Below are 16,924 nucleotides of genomic sequence, written 5' to 3' on the forward strand. Positions count from 1 at the left end.
GTCTACTCAGGACCAGGCGTTACCGATGACGGTAACGGCCAGACCTATAGCTTTGACCCAGCAGCGGCAGGGACAGGCATACATACGATTACCTATACTCTTATAGATGCAAACTCTTGTGCAGGCATGGCCTCGGACGATATTGAGGTCTTTGAACTACCAACGGTAACCATCGACCCAGTTGATGCGATTTGTGTTGATGCTAACCCAGTGCAACTGGTAGCATCGCCTACAGGTGGTACATGGCAGGGTCTAGGTGTTGATGAGAATGGGATGTTTGATCCGGCACTTGCAGGGTCAGGAGACCAAATAATTAGCTATACCTATACCGATAGTGGCAGTGGTGCAACAGGAGATTGCCCATCTTTAATATTGACAGCTGTTTTTGACGGTGATCTTTCTGGTGGTCTACCAAAAGGAATTGAATTATTGGTCTTACAAGATATACCAGACCTAAGCATTTATGGTGTAGGTTCTGCCAATAATGGTGGTGGTAGTGACGGCCAGGAGTTTACTTTTCCAAGTGACGCTCGTAATTCAGGTGACTATATCTACATAACATCTGATGCAACTGCTTTTGAAACATGGTTTGGATTTGTTCCGGATTACGTAAATGGTGCGGTTAATATCAATGGTGATGATGCCATAGAATTATTTAAGGACAGTATGGTTATCGATACTTATGGGGATATTAATACCAATGGGGATTTTGAGCCTTGGGATTATACGGATAGTTGGGCCTATAGAAATAGCACAACTGGACCAGATGGTAATACATGGGTACAATCCAGTTGGACCTATGCCGGTAGAGAAGCATGGGATGGTGAAACATCCAATGCAACTGCGGAATTCGTTATGCCAATTGGTACCTTTGCAGGTGCAGATTGCGATACGAGTGGTAATGAAGGAAATGGCTGTGCTGATACAGCAGAAATTACCATTGTGGTTAACCCGCTGCCAACAGTCACCTTTAGCGCACCAGCAGACATTGCTGATAGCGCTGGGATACAGATAGGATTAGGAGGCGGTACTCCAACAGGTGGAGTTTACTCAGGTACTGGTGTAACCGATGATGGCAATGGTATGACCTATAGCTTCGATCCTGCAGTAGCAGGAGTAGGTACAACGACGATTACCTATACGGTTACAGACGGAATTGGCTGTACAGCTTCGGCATCGGATGATGTAGAGGTGGTACTAGGCTGTGAGGAAATTACAGCAGATATTCGACTTTTAGGTCTAGACTGCTTCGGTTTTGCCCATCAACTAACGGTAATCCCTTTAGGAGGTGAAGCACCTTATACAATTTCAGCAAGTGGTAGCACACTTTCATCAACCGATTTGGATGGTAACCCAGTACCCGAGGGAGATTTCGTATTCTTATATGAAGGATTTACAACGCCAACCAATACGGTTGCCATTACGGTCACCGATGTAAATGGTTGTGAAGCAGCACCTATTGAGTACGTGCTTACCAATCCGGATGCGGTGGTTTCAGGTACTGCAATTTCTACACCAGCGAGCTGCGCAAATTCGGCAGATGGGACGATTACCTATTCCGGTCAATCCGGCGGGACACCTATTGTTGATAATCCTGATTTTCCCGATGGATGGACTTATTTCCTATTGGGAGGACCAAATGGAGATATCAATCAGGCATCACCAATCTTTACCGATCTTGGGCCAGGTGTTTATGGCGTAGGAGCAATTGATGCTCAAGGTTGTGGTACGGACGTCTTTACTATCGAAGTTCTTAACGGTGATATTACACCACCACAAATTATTTGCCCAGCAGATATCACAGTAAGTAATGATCCTGGTTTCTGTGGTGCTGTAGTTAACTTTGATCTTGAAGCTTCAGATAATTGTGATGGAGTTACCACCACTAGCGTACCTGCTTCGGGAGATATTTTTGGGATAGGTCAAACAGTAGTTACGGTGACAAGTACAGATGTTGCAGGCAACAGTTCGTCATGTACTTTTAACGTCACTGTCAATGATACCGAGGGACCACTGATAATAGGTCCTGCTGATTTAGTCTTAGAGTGCAGCGATGAGGTACCTTCACCACCATTTGTGATTAACAGTGGTGCAGGAAATCTTGAAAATAGCTACGTATATGGTACTGCTGTTTCTGGACCATCTATTGATGATGTTGCTATAACAGGTGATTTAGTGCTCGTAGAGGATATGGGTGGCAGTTCGGTTACCGATGGCTGTGAACCCATCCTTAACGATGTTGCAGGAAAAATAGCTGTTATTGATCGCGGTGCCTGTGCATTCACTACAAAAATTGTTAATGCACAAAATGCAGGAGCAATTGCGGTAATTATTATAAATAACCAACCTGGTGGTGGTACTGTGAATATGTTTATTGACGATTCAATAGTTACCATTCCATCAATATTTTTACCGAACATTTATGGTACTGCCCTAAAGGATCAGATGTCACTAAATACCGTAAATGTAACCATCGGCGGTTCTGATAATAATACCACAACACAGGATTGTTCTGGTGTTGATATAGTTTTTTCTCAAAAGATTATGCCTGGTAATTGCGCAAACCAATTTACAATTGAAAATACTTGGACAGCTACGGACAGCTTTGGCAATTCCAACTCAGCAATGCAGACCATTGTTGTAAACGATGAAACACCACCACTATTGATAGGGGCCTGTCCGACAGCAGCTGATTTTGGGTATGTGGATGTAGCGACACAAGCAGATTTACCAACTGGTGATGAAGCTGAACAGGAATTCTTTAACCAGAATATAGATATGTTTTATGAAGATACCTGCAGCGGTCTTGGAGGAGTCAATATTTCTGATCCCGTTATAGACGGTGATGCTTGTGGAGGGACAGCGACCTATACAATAGATTTTGCCGATGGATGTGAAAACTTCAATAGTGAATGTAGCTTTACAATAAACTATGGCATCGAAGCCATAGCGGCCGTTTGGACGGGAACTGTAAATACAGATTGGGAAAACTCGGGTAACTGGGCAAACGGTGATGCACCAGGTCTGTCGGTCAGCGGTACGGTAACTGTTCCTTCAGGCTTACCCAATTATCCTGTATTAATGCAAGGGCAAGATTTATATATAGACCAATGCTCAACGGTGACCGTTGCCAGTGACGCCTCGTTGACGGTAAATCCAAATGTAGTGCTTAGCAACGACGGTACCGTGGCCAACGATGGTAGTGTGATCTTTGAATCTGACGATACAGGAACGGCCTATATTGGTTCTGGTGAGGGAATGTTTGTAGGAGACTTCACGGTAGAACGATTTATTCCTGCTAAGCGTGCTTATCGTCAGTTAAGTCCAGCGGTTACAACGAGTACACCAATTTCGGAGAACTGGCAACAGGATACGCATATTACCGGTCCTGCTGGCAATACAGACGGATTTGATGTTACGCAAACTGGTAATCCATCAATGTATATCTTTGATAATACGGTCTACGAATATGTTGAGATGGCCAATACCAATGCCACCAACCTCTTCCCAGGGACCATGTACCATATTTTGGTAAGAGGGGACAGGACAACAGACCTCACCAATAATAATGCTACGCCATCTGAAACCACTCTGCGTGCTACAGGTGAACTGACAGCAGAGAATGTAGGGTTCCAGACCATAGCCGTTAACGTTCCCGCACAGCGCTTTATTGCGGTGGGTAATCCATTCCAAGCTCAGATTGATATGAATAAGGTATTGACAACTAATACAAGCAATATCAGTCCCATTTTCTATTGGGTCTGGGATCCGACACTTGGTGCGAGAGGTGCCTATACGGCTGTTATCGCAGCCAGTGGTACTACCTCGGCTGGAGATTCAGACGCTAATCAATATTTACAAGCGGGCCAAGCAGGATGGGTCTATACGGCAGGAGCTGGTGAATCCTCTGTAAGTTTTATGCAGTCCGATAAGTATACTTCGGGCGCTGAGACTGAAGTTTTTAGAAATGGAAATGCAGCCACCAGCCTAGGGCAATTGCGTTTGTCACTCTATGAAAGCAGCGCGCTTGCCAACGATCAGTCGTCCATTGATGGCGTCCTTATCTTATTTGATACTAATGGTAATAATGGAATAGATGCCAATGATGCACTTAATATTACCAACTTGGATGAGAATTTTGCAATCAATAATAATGGCGTCTTGTTGAGTATCGAGTCTCGAGCTGCACCAGAAGATCAAGAAGAGGTTCAATTGGAGATTAATACATATAGAAATACCAATTATACCATTGTGGCAGAAGGAATTTCTATGCAAGATGCTACAGCATTCTTATGGGATACCTATACAGGCATATACACAGAAATCCCACAGACTGGAGCGGTCAATTACAGCTATGTTGTAGATTCGGGCAATCCCGCTTCCGTAGCTGGCGATCGCTTTAAGGTTGTATTTTCCGCAGAAGTGCTATCTGTTGGTGATTATGATGTCGATAGGGTTCTCTTGTATCCAAATCCAACAAATATCGGTAAGGTCTATTTAAACGTGCCGTTAGGTATGGATGATTTAGAAATCACCATTTACGATGTTACAGGTAAACGGTTATATGAGAAAACTGGATTTGCAGGAGGAAGTAAGATTGCTATTGATGAGGTTTCACGTTTTAGTATTGGTACCTATCTTGTAGAGCTGAGTTCACAGGGTAAAACCATTACCAAAAAATTGATTATTAACTAATAAATTCAAGCATAATGAAAAGTTCTAAAAACACATTTTTAAAAATCATTACTACCATGGCAATTGTTATTGCCATGGTATCTACAACTAATTTAAATGCGCAGGGACCTCCGGGAGGATCTACTGATACTCAAGACGCTATACCACTGGATGGTGGCTTAATTGCACTAGTAATTGGTGCAGCGGCATTTGGTGTAAAGAAACTGCGCGACAATGCCCGTAATAAGAATTAAATCAGTATTACAGGCTATTCTATTACCAATAAGGCTTTTTCTAGGAAAGGCCTTATTTTTTTGTTGCATACCTAGATTTGTGCGCTCTCTTATTTTTGAGTTGAAAATGTTTTAAGAAAATCAAATCTGAAATGTGAAATAACAAGTTACGGTGTAGATTAATTCGCTAATTTGAAGTTTATCATCCCTTAATCTTCGTATTTCATCGAAATTTAACACTTTTTTTATTTTAACACTTTTTTTTGATTAGTTTTAAGAAACCTAAAAGAAAGCGATTGATTAATAGCAACTAATAATCGCTCCGATTTACTGTAATACTTTATTCTTAAAATGTAGTACGATTTAGTACTGTATTAGCTACATCTCAGTAGTCTTTTGTTGTGGTATGCTATAACCAATAACAACAATAAATGACTAAGACAATTATTTTCTACCCTTTTTTTATTAGTAGAGTATGTAATATTCCTTGTTTTGGTTTAATGATAACTCAAATCTTTAGTAAGCTTAACACTATTCTTCCTGTTACGGACAAGCTATTAATCAACAAATTTATTAATTATGAAAATTAGATTACTATTTTTATTTCTAATTGTGTATGCATTATTCCTACCTCAAGGAGTATCTGCGCAAACAACAGACACTGGTCAGCAGCCAAGTCTTGTTTTACCTGGCACACAGGCCACAATTACACCGCAACAAGTAAGACAACTTGGCGAGGCTTCTGTCAATAACGGGTTCTCAGAGAATACGGGAACATTTGTTTTAGATTTTGAAGGTCTCGGTGACCTTGATTTACCTTTAGACTTTTATAATGGCGGTTTAAGTGACCAGGGCTTTAGTGGGCCGAATTTTGGTATTTCCTTTAACGCTGATGCAATAGCACTAATTGATAGTGATGAAGGCGGTTCTGGAAATATTGCAAATGAACCTTCCCCTTCTACAGGTTTTATTTTCTTGGGTTCTGATAGTACTCCAATATTAAACTTGCCCGCAGGCTTTGAAACCGGCTTTTCATTCTTTTATTGTGCAATTAATTTTGCTAGCGAGGTTCAAGTTTATGATGGTTTGGATGGAACGGGAAACTTATTGGGTTCTGCTGTTTTGCCAATTACACCAAGTCTAGGTTTAGGTGATCCAAATGGAGCATTTGATAATTTTCAAGAAGTTTCTATTCCTTTTTCGGGAATTGCTAAGTCTATTGTTTTTGGAGGGGCAGAAAATCAGGTAGTCTTTGACGACATTACCTTCGGAAATATTGTCGCTGGTTGCGACGCTTTTGCAGGTTCAATTTTATTCGATGACCAATCAACACAGTTTGAAGGCTGTGCAGGAACTGGTGATTTAGCTGCTATCAATGTCGTGGAAGATGGACAACCCGTAGGAGAAAATACGGGTTGGATAATTACAGATGCGGCTGATGGTACCATATTAGGTTTACCAACAGCACCACCTTTTGATTTAAGTGCTGCTCCAGCAGGAACTTGTAATATCTACAAGATTGCTTATGAGAATGATTTAACAGGTTTAATGATGCAAGGCAATATTGCAAATTTAGATGGTTGTTTCGATCTCTCTGAGCCAATCTCAGTTGTTAGACTAGAAGGTGACGTATGTGCCCCTGAACCTTGCACCATAAGTAATACAACATTGGTCTCAACACTTTGTGTTGGCGCTGATAATTTATTGGTAACGGTTTCTTTTGATGTTACCAACGGATCTGGCAGCTATGAGCTTATAGATGTAGATACAGACACTGCCATAGGAACACTTACTGCTGCTGAAACAGCAACAGGCCTTACCATAGAAGGTACGGTACCAAGACCGACAACCGCAGGAACAGCTATTAATGTTAAAGTTGTGGACACTGCAGTAAGTTCAGGTACTACAGAACTCGCTGTAAATGGCGGTTTTGAGACTGGTGATTTCACTGGTTGGTCACAATTTCCTAGTCCTAGCGGCTCACAAACTATTGATGGCTCTAATCCTTCTGAAGGAAACTTTGCAGCCAACGTATTTAATGACGAACCTGCATCAGCGAGTGTTCTTAAAAATGCAAATATTGGTATAGGTACGGTAAATCCAGGAGATGAAATCACTATTTCATTCGATATACGAGGCAGTGGCGCAAATGGAGGCGTAGGTTTTGCAGAGTTTTTCTCTGAAATTGATGGTGGTGGAGTTTCATCAGCCGACCTTTTAGGAGGTGCGCCCTTACCATTAAATGCAGATCCAAATGTGTGGACACCGTTGTCATTTACTGTGACTGCTGGACCAGACGTGTCTGCTGGTGTGTCCTTTCAAGTTGTTGCTGTAACTGGTGGGGTTGAAGGAAGTCAATCTAATTTGTTTATAGATAATTTATCAATAACTGTTGAAGCTGAATCAGCTCAATGTATGGGCGATCCTATTGAAGTTGCACTTCCATATACAGAAGTCACCTTTACAGGGCCAGGGGACCAAGAAGTCAATTCTGGCGAACTTACAGGACTTGGCGGTGGTCTGCCAGTAGGCGGAGTGTACTCCGGAACTGGTGTTACAGATGATGGTAACGGCGAAACTTATAGTTTTGATACTGCCTTTTTAGATGGCGGACCTGTAACCATTACCTATTCATTTACAGATGCTAATGGCTGTACGTACTCGGCTAGTGATGAGGTAGGATTATTGCAATCTGGCCCAGATAATGATCTGTGTGCAGATGCGACATTAATTGCTTGTGGAGACACAATCAGCGGAAGTACAGCAGACGCTACCTTTGACGACGTTGGTACTTGTGGAACTTCTAATACAGCTAATGGAGTTTGGTATAGATTTGTAGGAATCGATGGCGAAGCAACAATAAGTACTTGTGGCACAGCAAATTTTGACACTAAAATTAGTGTATTTACTGGAGTTTGTGATGATTTAACTTGTGTTGATGGAAATGATGATGGTACAGGATGTGCAGATTTCACGTCAGAGCTTACTATCGCCACAACAGCAGGAGTAGAATACTATGTTTTAGTTCATGGTTTTGGAACTGGCTCAGGAGATTTTGATTTAAGTCTTATTTGTGTAGATCCTTGTGATGGTGATACAGAAGCACCAGAAATAACAATGGAAGCTCAAAATGAATCCGTTGATTGTGGTAGTGACGATATAGAAGGTGCATTTGAAGCATGGCTAGCTAATAATGGCGGTGCTGAGGCCACAGATGCCAACGGAGTAACTTGGAGTAACAATGCATGCTCAGAAAATACATTTACTGTAGATGAATTCGCTAACTGGATTGGGTTTATTGCTAGACTTGATGCAGGAGGAGGATTTATTGGTGGTGAACCAGCACCATTATCTGCAATTACCTCAGAAGTAGGACCAGGAAATCAAATGACTTTGCAGCCTAGCTTATCTCAACCATTTGATCCAAATGTGACTATAGAAGGAATCACATATGTTGAAGATCCTTCACTGGTAGGTCAGGAATTAACTTTTACAGGTAACACCCTTAGTAATTCCTTAGATTCAGGATATAATGCTGTTGCATTTATAAGAATATTTACGGCAAGTTTTGATTTCCGAGATGTAGTGACCATGCCATTAATGGCAGGAGAGTCCTTCTCTTTAACTTACGATGTAGCTACAATACCAGACGCAGGTATAGTTCAGTACGGATTTATTGTTAGTGGACCAGGTGCTTTGGGCGCTGATAGTGGCTCACTAGGCACTGTAGTTGTGGAGGGTGTAGATACGGCGTGTGTACCTTTTAATAACGTATGTGGTGAAAGCACTGAAATAACTTTTACGGCAACTGATGCCTGTGGTCAGAGTTCATCAACAACTGCTACCTTTAGCTTAGAAGAACCAACCCCTTGTACAGGTGATGTTGTAACGGTATCTATTACGTTTGATAATTTTCCTGAAGAGACAAGTTGGGCAATTTTAGATGGTGACGGATTGGAAGTTGCTTCTGGAGGCCCTTATGGTGATGAGCCCGATGGATCCACTTTTATGGAGGACATATGTCTTGAAGAGGGATGTTACGATTTCATAATTTTCGATGCTTTTGGTGATGGTATTTGTTGTTCTTTTGGCGAAGGTTCTTATTCGGTAACAGATAGTAATGGTGCAATTTTGGCATCAGGAGGCGAGTTTGGCTCTGATGAAACAACCAATTTCTGTATTTCTGGCGGTTGTGACGTTAATGCACCTTCAGTTTGGACAGGTGATATCGACTCTGATTGGACCAATGCAGCCAACTGGTTAGACAGTGCAGCGCCAGGGTTGTCAACAAACGGTGAGATAACCATTCCAATGGTATCTTCAAACAACTACCCTGTTTTAACGGTAGGTCAAGACCTTTACATCAACGAATGTTCAACAGTGACTGTTGAGAGCAATGCCTCGTTAACGGTAAATGCTAATGTTGTAGTGAATAACGATGGTATGGTTACTAACAATGGTTCTGTGACATTTGAATCTGACGAAACAGGAACAGCCTATATAGGTTCAGGTTCGGGAATGTTTGTAGGAGACTTCACGGTAGAGCGATTTATTCCGGCTAAGCGTGCTTATCGTCAGTTAAGTCCAGCGGTTACAACGAGTACACCAATTTCAGACAACTGGCAACAGGACACACATATTACAGGTCCTGCTGGCAATACAGACGGATTTGATGTGACGGAAACCGGTAATCCATCAGCGTATATTTTTGATAATGTTGTTTATGATTATATTCAACTAGCAAATACCAACGCTACTAACCTCATACCAGGTACGATGTATCACATTCTAGTAAGAGGAGATAGAAATACAGACTTGACCAATAATAATGCCACTCCTTCGATTACCACGTTAAGAGCAACGGGAGAGTTAACAGCTGATAACAATGGTTCTCAAACCATAGCAGTTAATGTACCAGACCAGCGCTTTATTGCTGTTGGTAATCCATTCCAAGCTCAGGTAGATATGAATGAGGTGTTGACTACTGATGCAACTAATATCAGTCCTAATTTCTATTGGGTTTGGGATCCAACCCTTGGTGAAAGAGGTGCTTATACAGCAATATTGGCTGCAGATGGTACAGCTTCAGTTGGAGATTCAGATGCTAACCAATATTTACAAGCTGGTCAAGCAGGTTGGGTGTACACGGAAGCTGCCGGAGAGTCATCCGTAAGTTTTACACAGTCTAGTAAGTACATCGGTATGGAAACCGACGTTTTCAGAAACTCTAGTAATGTTAGTAGTTTAGGAAAATTACGATTATCCTTGTACGAGAGTAATGCGCTTGCCAACAATGAAACGGCAGCGGATGGTGTGTTGATTATGTTTGATGCTAATGGCAACAATGCAGTTGATGCTAATGATGCACTTAACATTACCAACCTAGATGAGAATTTTGCAATAGACAATAATGGTGACTTATTAAGTATTGAGAACAGAGCACAGCCTCAGGATCAAGACGAGATTCAATTAGAGGTCAATACGTATAGAAATACTAATTATACTATTGTAGCAGAAGGAATTGCAATGCAAGATGCAACGGCATTCTTATTAGACCAGTATACAGGTAGTTTAACTGAAATTCCACAAACTGGATCTGTGAGTTATACCTATACTGTAGATCTAAATGTAACCGAAAGTGTCTCAGGTGATCGCTTTAAGATTGTATTCGAAGCTAATTCCTTATCTGTTGGATCACAGGATTTAGAAGACCTTCTATTATATCCTAACCCAAATACAGGTATATTCTTCATTAATGTTCCTGTTGGAATGGATGATTTAGATGTAACTATTTACTCAGTGTTAGGTGTTAAAGTCTACAACGAGAGTGGATTTAGTGCAGGACAGAATATCACAATAGATACCAACCGCATGTTAAGTCCAGGGTCATATCTAGTGGAACTGAGTTCTAACGGAAAAACAACAACCAAGAAATTGATTATTAACTAATAAATTAAAGGATAATGAAAAATTCTAAAAACACATTTTTAAAAATCATTAGTACCATGGCAATTGTTATTGCCATGGTAGTAACAACCAATTTAAATGCGCAGGGACCTCCGGGAGGATCTACTGATACTCAAGACGCTATACCACTGGATGGTGGCTTAATTGCACTAGTAATTGGTGCCGCAGCATTTGGTGTAAAAAAATTGCGTGATAATAAAAAGTGATTTCAACGCATTTAACATTGCGAGAAATTCCAATTCCAATAAGGCTTTTTTTAGGAAAAGCCTTATTGTTTTTTATTGTTTGGAAACTCGTTTTTCTAGGGTTTTTATCGGAGTCTAAGGTATTGGATTACCCTTTGACGACTAATGTCGGCAAGGCTTCAACAGAGTTGCTTAACAGTATTGGTTCAATGTCTGGGTACAAGTCGGTACGAGAGGTCGTTACTAAAGTAGAGGGTAATGAATCCTTTACCGAGGAAATATCGCAGATATATCACAATGACAAGAAAATCCTATATGTAGAAGATGGCTGTAATGGCTTGGAACTGCTAGTGCTTTATATTGGCTTTATTGTTTGTATGCCTTCAAATATTTGGCGAAAAATCTTTTTTATCATAGGAGGTGTTGTAATCCTTCATGCAGCAAATATTATAAGGAGCATGGCTCTAATTTATGTTCGCGAGTATCATGAGCTGTATTTCGATTTTGCACATACTTATCTGTTTAAACTAGTTTTGTATGCGGTGACCTTTGTACTATGGATAATTTATGCTAAAAAAATTCACCTGTTAAATGAAATCCCAAAAGCCTAATAGATACCATTACATTCTGGGGCTAGTTGTAATCCTTTTGTTTTATTCTTGCTACTTGATTTTTTTTGCGGATAAAAAAAATATAGATTTTATTCCGAGAAAATTAAGACATGTCATTACACTAGGTTTTACTATTGCTGTGTATTTAGCTGGTATTACATTTCTCAAAAAAATAGGTGTTGTTTGGATGAAAACACTTTGGAACATAGTCTATATATTTGGTTTGCTCATAATAGCTTTAATTGGATTGTATGATTGGGTATTTCTTACTGGACAGCCAAATGTGAAATTAAGTATGTTTGCTAGGGCCATTCAAGAATTATTAATGTCTCCGATATTATATATAGCGATAGGTCTTTTGTATAAATCCTTATTGAAGCCACCAAAAGTTTAACAACCCCTTAAATAGGAAAATGTATTCATTGCAATTTATATTAAGTTCGGGCTAGTAGTTTAAAATAGCTAGATGGTATATTCTACAGGCTTCTTAAAGCCGTTAACTCTGCAATTTTACAAATAACTTTCACAGCTTTTTCCATACTTTCCACGGGTACGTATTCATAGCGACCATGAAAATTATGTCCACCTGCAAAGATATTTGGGCAGGGTAGTCCCATATAGGAAAGTTGAGAACCGTCGGTACCACCGCGAATTGGTTTTATTAGTGGTTTTATGCCAAGTGAAGTCATTGCTTCCTCTGCAATATCAACAATATGCATTACAGGTTCAACCTTTTGCCTCATATTATAATATTGATCTGTAATAGTTATTGAGAAAATATCAGCTTCAAATTTGGTGTTTAAATCTTCTGTGACTTTTTTCATTAGTGCTTTTCGCGCTTCAAACTTATCCATATTATGATCCCTAATAATGTATTGTAAGGTAGTTTCCTCTACCTTGCCATCTATGGAAGTTAAATGGAAAAATCCTTGGTATCCTTCGGTGTGCTCAGGAGTTTCTAGGCGAGGTAAAGCATTAATAAATTCACTAGCATAATACATGCTGTTTACCATTTTACCTTTAGCATAGCCAGGGTGCACAATCTTTCCTTTAATTTTTACGACGGCTCCGGCAGCGTTAAAATTTTCGTATTCTAACTCGCCAATCTGGCTACCATCCATAGTGTAAGCCCAATCAGCACCAAATTTCTCAACATCAAATTTATGAGCGCCACGTCCGATTTCTTCATCTGGTGTAAAACCAACTTTTATCTCGCCATGCTTAATTTCAGGATGATTGATAAGGTATTCCATCGCAGTTACAATCTCGGTAATTCCTGCTTTATCATCAGCTCCAAGGAGTGTTGTGCCGTCTGTTGTTATTAAGGTTTGCCCTTTGTAAAGCAGTAAGTCTTCAAAATAATCGGGTGATAAAATAATACCTTCTTCTTTATTGAGCATGATGTCCTTTCCGTCATAGTTCTCAATGAGTTGCGGATTAACATTTGCACCGGTAAAATCTGGAGACGTATCGAAATGAGATATAAAACCAATGGTTGGTACCTTGTGGTCAACATTGCTTGGCAATGTTGCCATTATATAAGCATTATCATCAATGGATACGTCACTCATTCCTATTGCTTTAAGTTCTTCAGCAAGCTTATTGGCTAAGTCCCATTGTTTAGATGTGCTAGGTGTGGTGTCAGATGTCGGATCCGATTCTGTATCTATGGTAATATAACTTATAAACCTTTTTATTATGGGTTTCATATTTCTCATTTTTATGATGTGAAAATACTGAGTTGAGTCAATAAAACTAACTATAATTGGACTTTTTTTAAAATATAAATTACATTAGCATTTCATTAACAGATTAAGACCATGCGTCAGATTTTACTTTTATTTACTTTTCTATTTAGCGTCTGCTTACTTAATGGTCAAAAAAAGACTTTTACTATAGGGTTCTTGCTGGACAATACGAATTCTGAAATTGAGATTTTATTGGATGCCTTAGAAGATGAAATTACCGCAGTAGTTGGTGAAGATGCTATTGTAAATTTTTCCAAATCAAATAGAATAGTTAATAATTTTGATGAAGCTATTGCCAATAAAAATTATGATAAGTATCTCAATGGAGATATAGATATAATTATTGCCTTTGGGATTGTAAATAATGCTATAATCTACAAAAGACAAAATTATCCCAAACCAACTATAGTATTTGGGTCATTGAGCACAGAACTACTTGAAGGTTTTGAATTAAAAACAAATATTAAAAATTACACATCGATAATTACTACCCAATCCTACAGGGAAGATTTAGAATATCTTATTGAGCTGGCTAAACCAAAACAGATTGGAGTTGTACTTGAGGCCGGATACCTAACAAGTTCTCGAGTAAAAACAATATTTAGTGAACTAGGTTCAGAATTAGGATTTGAGCCTAAATTAATTTCATTTAAAAAATTAGAAGATATTACCAATAATCTTGATGATATTGATGCGCTCTATCTTGCTGGTGGTTATTATTTAGAGAATAACGAGGTTCGAGAATTGGCCGAATTATTAATTGAAAAGAAAATACCTTCATTTACGGCTAACCCAATTGATGATGTTGAAAATGGAATTTTGGCAACAAATCACGATAAGTCATCTCTTGAGCAATTTTTTAGACGTCTTGCCCTTTCTGTAGAGTCAATTGTTAACGATAATCCCGTGGATGCATTAGGAGTGAAGTTAGAGGCAAATAAGGCCTTAACAATAAATTATAATACAGCCGATAGAATTGGATTGCCACTTAAGTATAGCTTAATAGCAACTACTAATTTTATTGGTGATCCAAAAAAAAAGGTGGCAAATAGAACTTATAACCTTGTGGCTGTAATGCAAGAGGCTATAATTGAAAATTTACAACTAGAAACTTTTAGGCAAGATATAGAACTTACAAACAAGGATTTTCAATTAAGCAAAAGTGAATATTTACCAGATGTTTCTGCAAATGCGGCCGGAAATTATACAGACCCATCTATAGCAGAACTTGGCTTTGGCCAAACTCCAGAAGTACAAACCATCGGAAACGTAAGCTTAAATCAGTTGGTTTTCTCAAATGCAGCCAATGCAAATATCACGATTCAAAGAGCTTTGAGAGATGCACAACAAGAGAGTTATAACAGTGAAGAGTTAAATACCATTTTTAGTGCGGCTCAAGCCTATTTTAATGCTCTAATCTTAAAAGCCAACCTAAGTATTCAAAATCAAAACCTGGGTTTAACGAAGTATAATTTAAAAATAGCCGAGGAAAATTACGAAGCTGGTCAAGCTGGTAAGTCAGATGTTTTGAGGTTTAGATCAGAATTGGCACAGAATACGCAACAAATGGTAGAAGCGGTTAATCTAATGGAACAATCGTTTTACCAATTGAATTTTATCTTAAATAATCCCATTGATTCTAAAATTGACGTTGAGGAAGCTGAACTGTTAAAAGGAGTGTTTGAAACCTATAATTACAAACAACTTGGTACATTCCTAGATGACCCAACGTTAAGACTGCCATTTGTGAAGTTTTTAGTGCAAGAAGCGATGAATAATGCACCAGAGCTTAAAGCTCTAGATTTTAATTTAGAGGCTACTCAAAGATCCGAACGACTATTTGGAGCAGGACGTTTTCTGCCAACAGTAGCCTTACAAGGACAATACAATTACGAATTTAGTAGATCAGGTGCAGGGTCTTCATTTATAGGCGGCCTAAGACGACCTAAGGATTTCTACACTGTTGGTTTAAATGTTACCCTTCCAATTTTCAATCAAAACAAACAAAACATTAATCAGCAGATTGCTGAAATTCAAACGGAACAGCTTAATGTTAGTAAAGACAATGTGAAATTAAATATAGAGAAAAACATTAATGATGCCGTTCTCGAGATCATTAATCAGATTTCTAATATTCAATTGTCAAAAGTATTTGAAGAAACAGCAAAAGAGGCTTTGGAATTAACTCAAACCTCTTACGCAAGTGGAGCCGTAAACATTGTTCAACTTTTAGATGCTCAGAACAATTACTTGCAAGCTCAGTTGGCAAGTGCAAATGCAACCTATAATTATTTACTGACATCACTTCAATTAGAGCGTTTCCTAGGGACTTTCTTTTTATTACAAACCGAAGAAGAGCGCAAGGAATTCACAAGGCGTTTTTTAGAGTTTACGCAAATAAATAATGATTAATCAAACTATTATGAGAATAAAACGATATCTAATTTTAACCGGTCTTTTGCTTCTTGTGTTGTCATGTGGAGAAAAAAAAGCTCCTGAAGAAAAACTTGTAAGACCTGTAAAATTTGAAGAAATTTCAAATTTAGGAGGCGATAAAAGCAGAGTTTTTAGCGGCACGGCAAAAACTGAAAAAATTATTAATCTCAGTTTTAGGAGCAGTGGAATCATTACAATGTTAGACATGAAGTTGGGTCAAACCGTGAAAAAAGGTCAGCTCTTGGGTAGATTGGATAATGTTTCTGCGCGTTTAAATTATGAATCTGCCATAGAGCAGAAAAATAGTTCTGAATCTCAGATGAACACGGCTAAGCTCAATTTAAACCGTGTTAGGAAGTTATATGAAAAAGGAAGTTCTTCTTTGAGTGACTATGAAGATGCTAAAAATTCATACCGTACTGCAGTAGCTAGTTTTGAATCTGCTAAGCGCAGTGTTTCTATTCAACAAGACCAAATTCAATTTGGGTACTTATATGCGCCCGAGGATGGAGCAATTGCCTCCGTTATTGCAGAAATAGATGAAAATGTCTCACCTGGTCAGCAAATAGGGGTGTTAAATGCAGGCACAGCTATTGAAATTGGCTTAGGACTGCCAGAATCTTTAATAAACGCAGTTAAAAAAGATATGCTAGTTCGAGTGGATTTCACAGCCATCCCTAATGAGGAGTTTGAAGCTGTTGTTACAGAAGTTGCACCAGCTTTAGATGTAAATACATCAACTTATCCAGTTACAGTACAAATCAAGGATTCTGATGAACGGATTAAAAGTGGTATGGCATCTAATGTGTTTTTTGAATTTAAAGAAGATGCTTTAAATGAAAATATGCTAGTAGTTCCAGCAAGCGCAGTAGGTGAGAACTCTGAGGGTAGATTTGTCTTTTTGGTCGAAGGCGATAAGGAAAAAGCTGTTGTTAAAAAGCATACCATTGAAATAGGTGAATTAACGCCCCAAGGTTTTGAGGTTAAAGCTGGACTTAAGAAAGGACAACGAGTAGCAACAGCTGGCTTACAGACTTTACTTGATGGACAAGAAGTAAGAATAAATTAAT

Annotated in this window: 9 protein-coding genes; 8 read left to right on the forward strand and 1 reads right to left on the reverse strand. The window is 39.1% G+C overall.

Annotated features, from left to right (window positions below; translation table 11 throughout):
• The 6 genes from J4050_RS13705 to J4050_RS13730 form a co-directional block, all read left to right on the forward strand.
• A partial coding sequence (locus J4050_RS13705) for a T9SS type A sorting domain-containing protein (RefSeq protein WP_208155165.1) occupies positions 1 to 4,695 on the forward strand: 4,695 nt, incomplete at its 5' end.
• Between the two features lie 14 nt (positions 4,696 to 4,709).
• The gene (locus J4050_RS13710; protein ID WP_208155166.1) at positions 4,710 to 4,928 is read left to right on the forward strand and encodes a PID-CTERM protein-sorting domain-containing protein; all 219 of its coding nucleotides are present in this window, start codon (positions 4,710 to 4,712) and stop codon (positions 4,926 to 4,928) included.
• 558 nt (positions 4,929 to 5,486) lie between these two features.
• On the forward strand, positions 5,487 to 10,856 hold the full coding sequence (locus tag J4050_RS13715; protein ID WP_208155167.1) for a DUF8693 domain-containing protein: 5,370 nt from the start codon (positions 5,487 to 5,489) through the stop codon (positions 10,854 to 10,856).
• A 14-nt stretch (positions 10,857 to 10,870) separates the two neighbouring features.
• Entirely contained in the window at positions 10,871 to 11,080 is a 210-nt protein-coding gene (locus J4050_RS13720; protein ID WP_208155168.1) for a PID-CTERM protein-sorting domain-containing protein, read from the forward strand.
• Positions 11,077 to 11,670, forward strand: coding sequence for an archaeosortase/exosortase family protein (locus J4050_RS13725; RefSeq protein ID WP_208155169.1), 594 nt, complete (start codon positions 11,077 to 11,079; stop codon positions 11,668 to 11,670). The genes J4050_RS13720 and J4050_RS13725 overlap by 4 nt, the downstream gene beginning before the upstream one ends.
• Positions 11,651 to 12,064 carry a hypothetical protein gene (locus tag J4050_RS13730; RefSeq protein ID WP_208155170.1) on the forward strand — a complete coding sequence of 138 codons (414 nt, stop codon included), beginning with the start codon at positions 11,651 to 11,653 and terminating at the stop codon, positions 12,062 to 12,064. The genes J4050_RS13725 and J4050_RS13730 overlap by 20 nt, the downstream gene beginning before the upstream one ends.
• Before the next feature lie 82 nt (positions 12,065 to 12,146).
• Here the strand turns inward: J4050_RS13730 and pepT are convergent, their stop codons facing one another.
• Positions 12,147 to 13,379, reverse strand: a complete 1,233-nt coding sequence (gene pepT / locus J4050_RS13735) for a peptidase T (RefSeq protein WP_438874718.1) — start codon at positions 13,377 to 13,379, stop codon at positions 12,147 to 12,149.
• 111 nt (positions 13,380 to 13,490) lie between these two features.
• Between pepT and J4050_RS13740 the strand changes: the two genes are divergently transcribed.
• Positions 13,491 to 15,830, forward strand: a complete 2,340-nt coding sequence (locus J4050_RS13740) for a TolC family protein (protein ID WP_208155172.1) — start codon at positions 13,491 to 13,493, stop codon at positions 15,828 to 15,830.
• A gap of 10 nt (positions 15,831 to 15,840) precedes the next feature.
• Positions 15,841 to 16,923: an efflux RND transporter periplasmic adaptor subunit gene (locus J4050_RS13745; RefSeq protein WP_243878645.1), complete on the forward strand. Its 1,083-nt coding sequence runs from the start codon at positions 15,841 to 15,843 to the stop codon at positions 16,921 to 16,923.
• The last annotated feature ends 1 nt before the right edge of the window (position 16,924 follow it).

Origin of the sequence: Winogradskyella pelagia (assembly GCF_017581965.1) — a bacterium.
In the GTDB taxonomy this organism is placed as follows: domain Bacteria; phylum Bacteroidota; class Bacteroidia; order Flavobacteriales; family Flavobacteriaceae; genus Winogradskyella; species Winogradskyella pelagia.

Excerpts from the sequence above, each read along its gene's own strand:
- J4050_RS13710 (WP_208155166.1), top strand. The coding sequence starts at position 4,710 with ATGAAAAGTTCTAAAAACACATTTTTAAAAATCATTACTACCATGGCA.
- J4050_RS13715 (WP_208155167.1), top strand. The coding sequence starts at position 5,487 with ATGAAAATTAGATTACTATTTTTATTTCTAATTGTGTATGCATTATTC.
- J4050_RS13720 (WP_208155168.1), top strand. The coding sequence starts at position 10,871 with ATGAAAAATTCTAAAAACACATTTTTAAAAATCATTAGTACCATGGCA.
- J4050_RS13730 (WP_208155170.1), top strand. The coding sequence starts at position 11,651 with ATGAAATCCCAAAAGCCTAATAGATACCATTACATTCTGGGGCTAGTT.
- pepT (WP_438874718.1), bottom strand. The coding sequence starts at position 13,379 with ATGAAACCCATAATAAAAAGGTTTATAAGTTATATTACCATAGATACA.
- J4050_RS13740 (WP_208155172.1), top strand. The coding sequence starts at position 13,491 with ATGCGTCAGATTTTACTTTTATTTACTTTTCTATTTAGCGTCTGCTTA.
- J4050_RS13745 (WP_243878645.1), top strand. The coding sequence starts at position 15,841 with ATGAGAATAAAACGATATCTAATTTTAACCGGTCTTTTGCTTCTTGTG.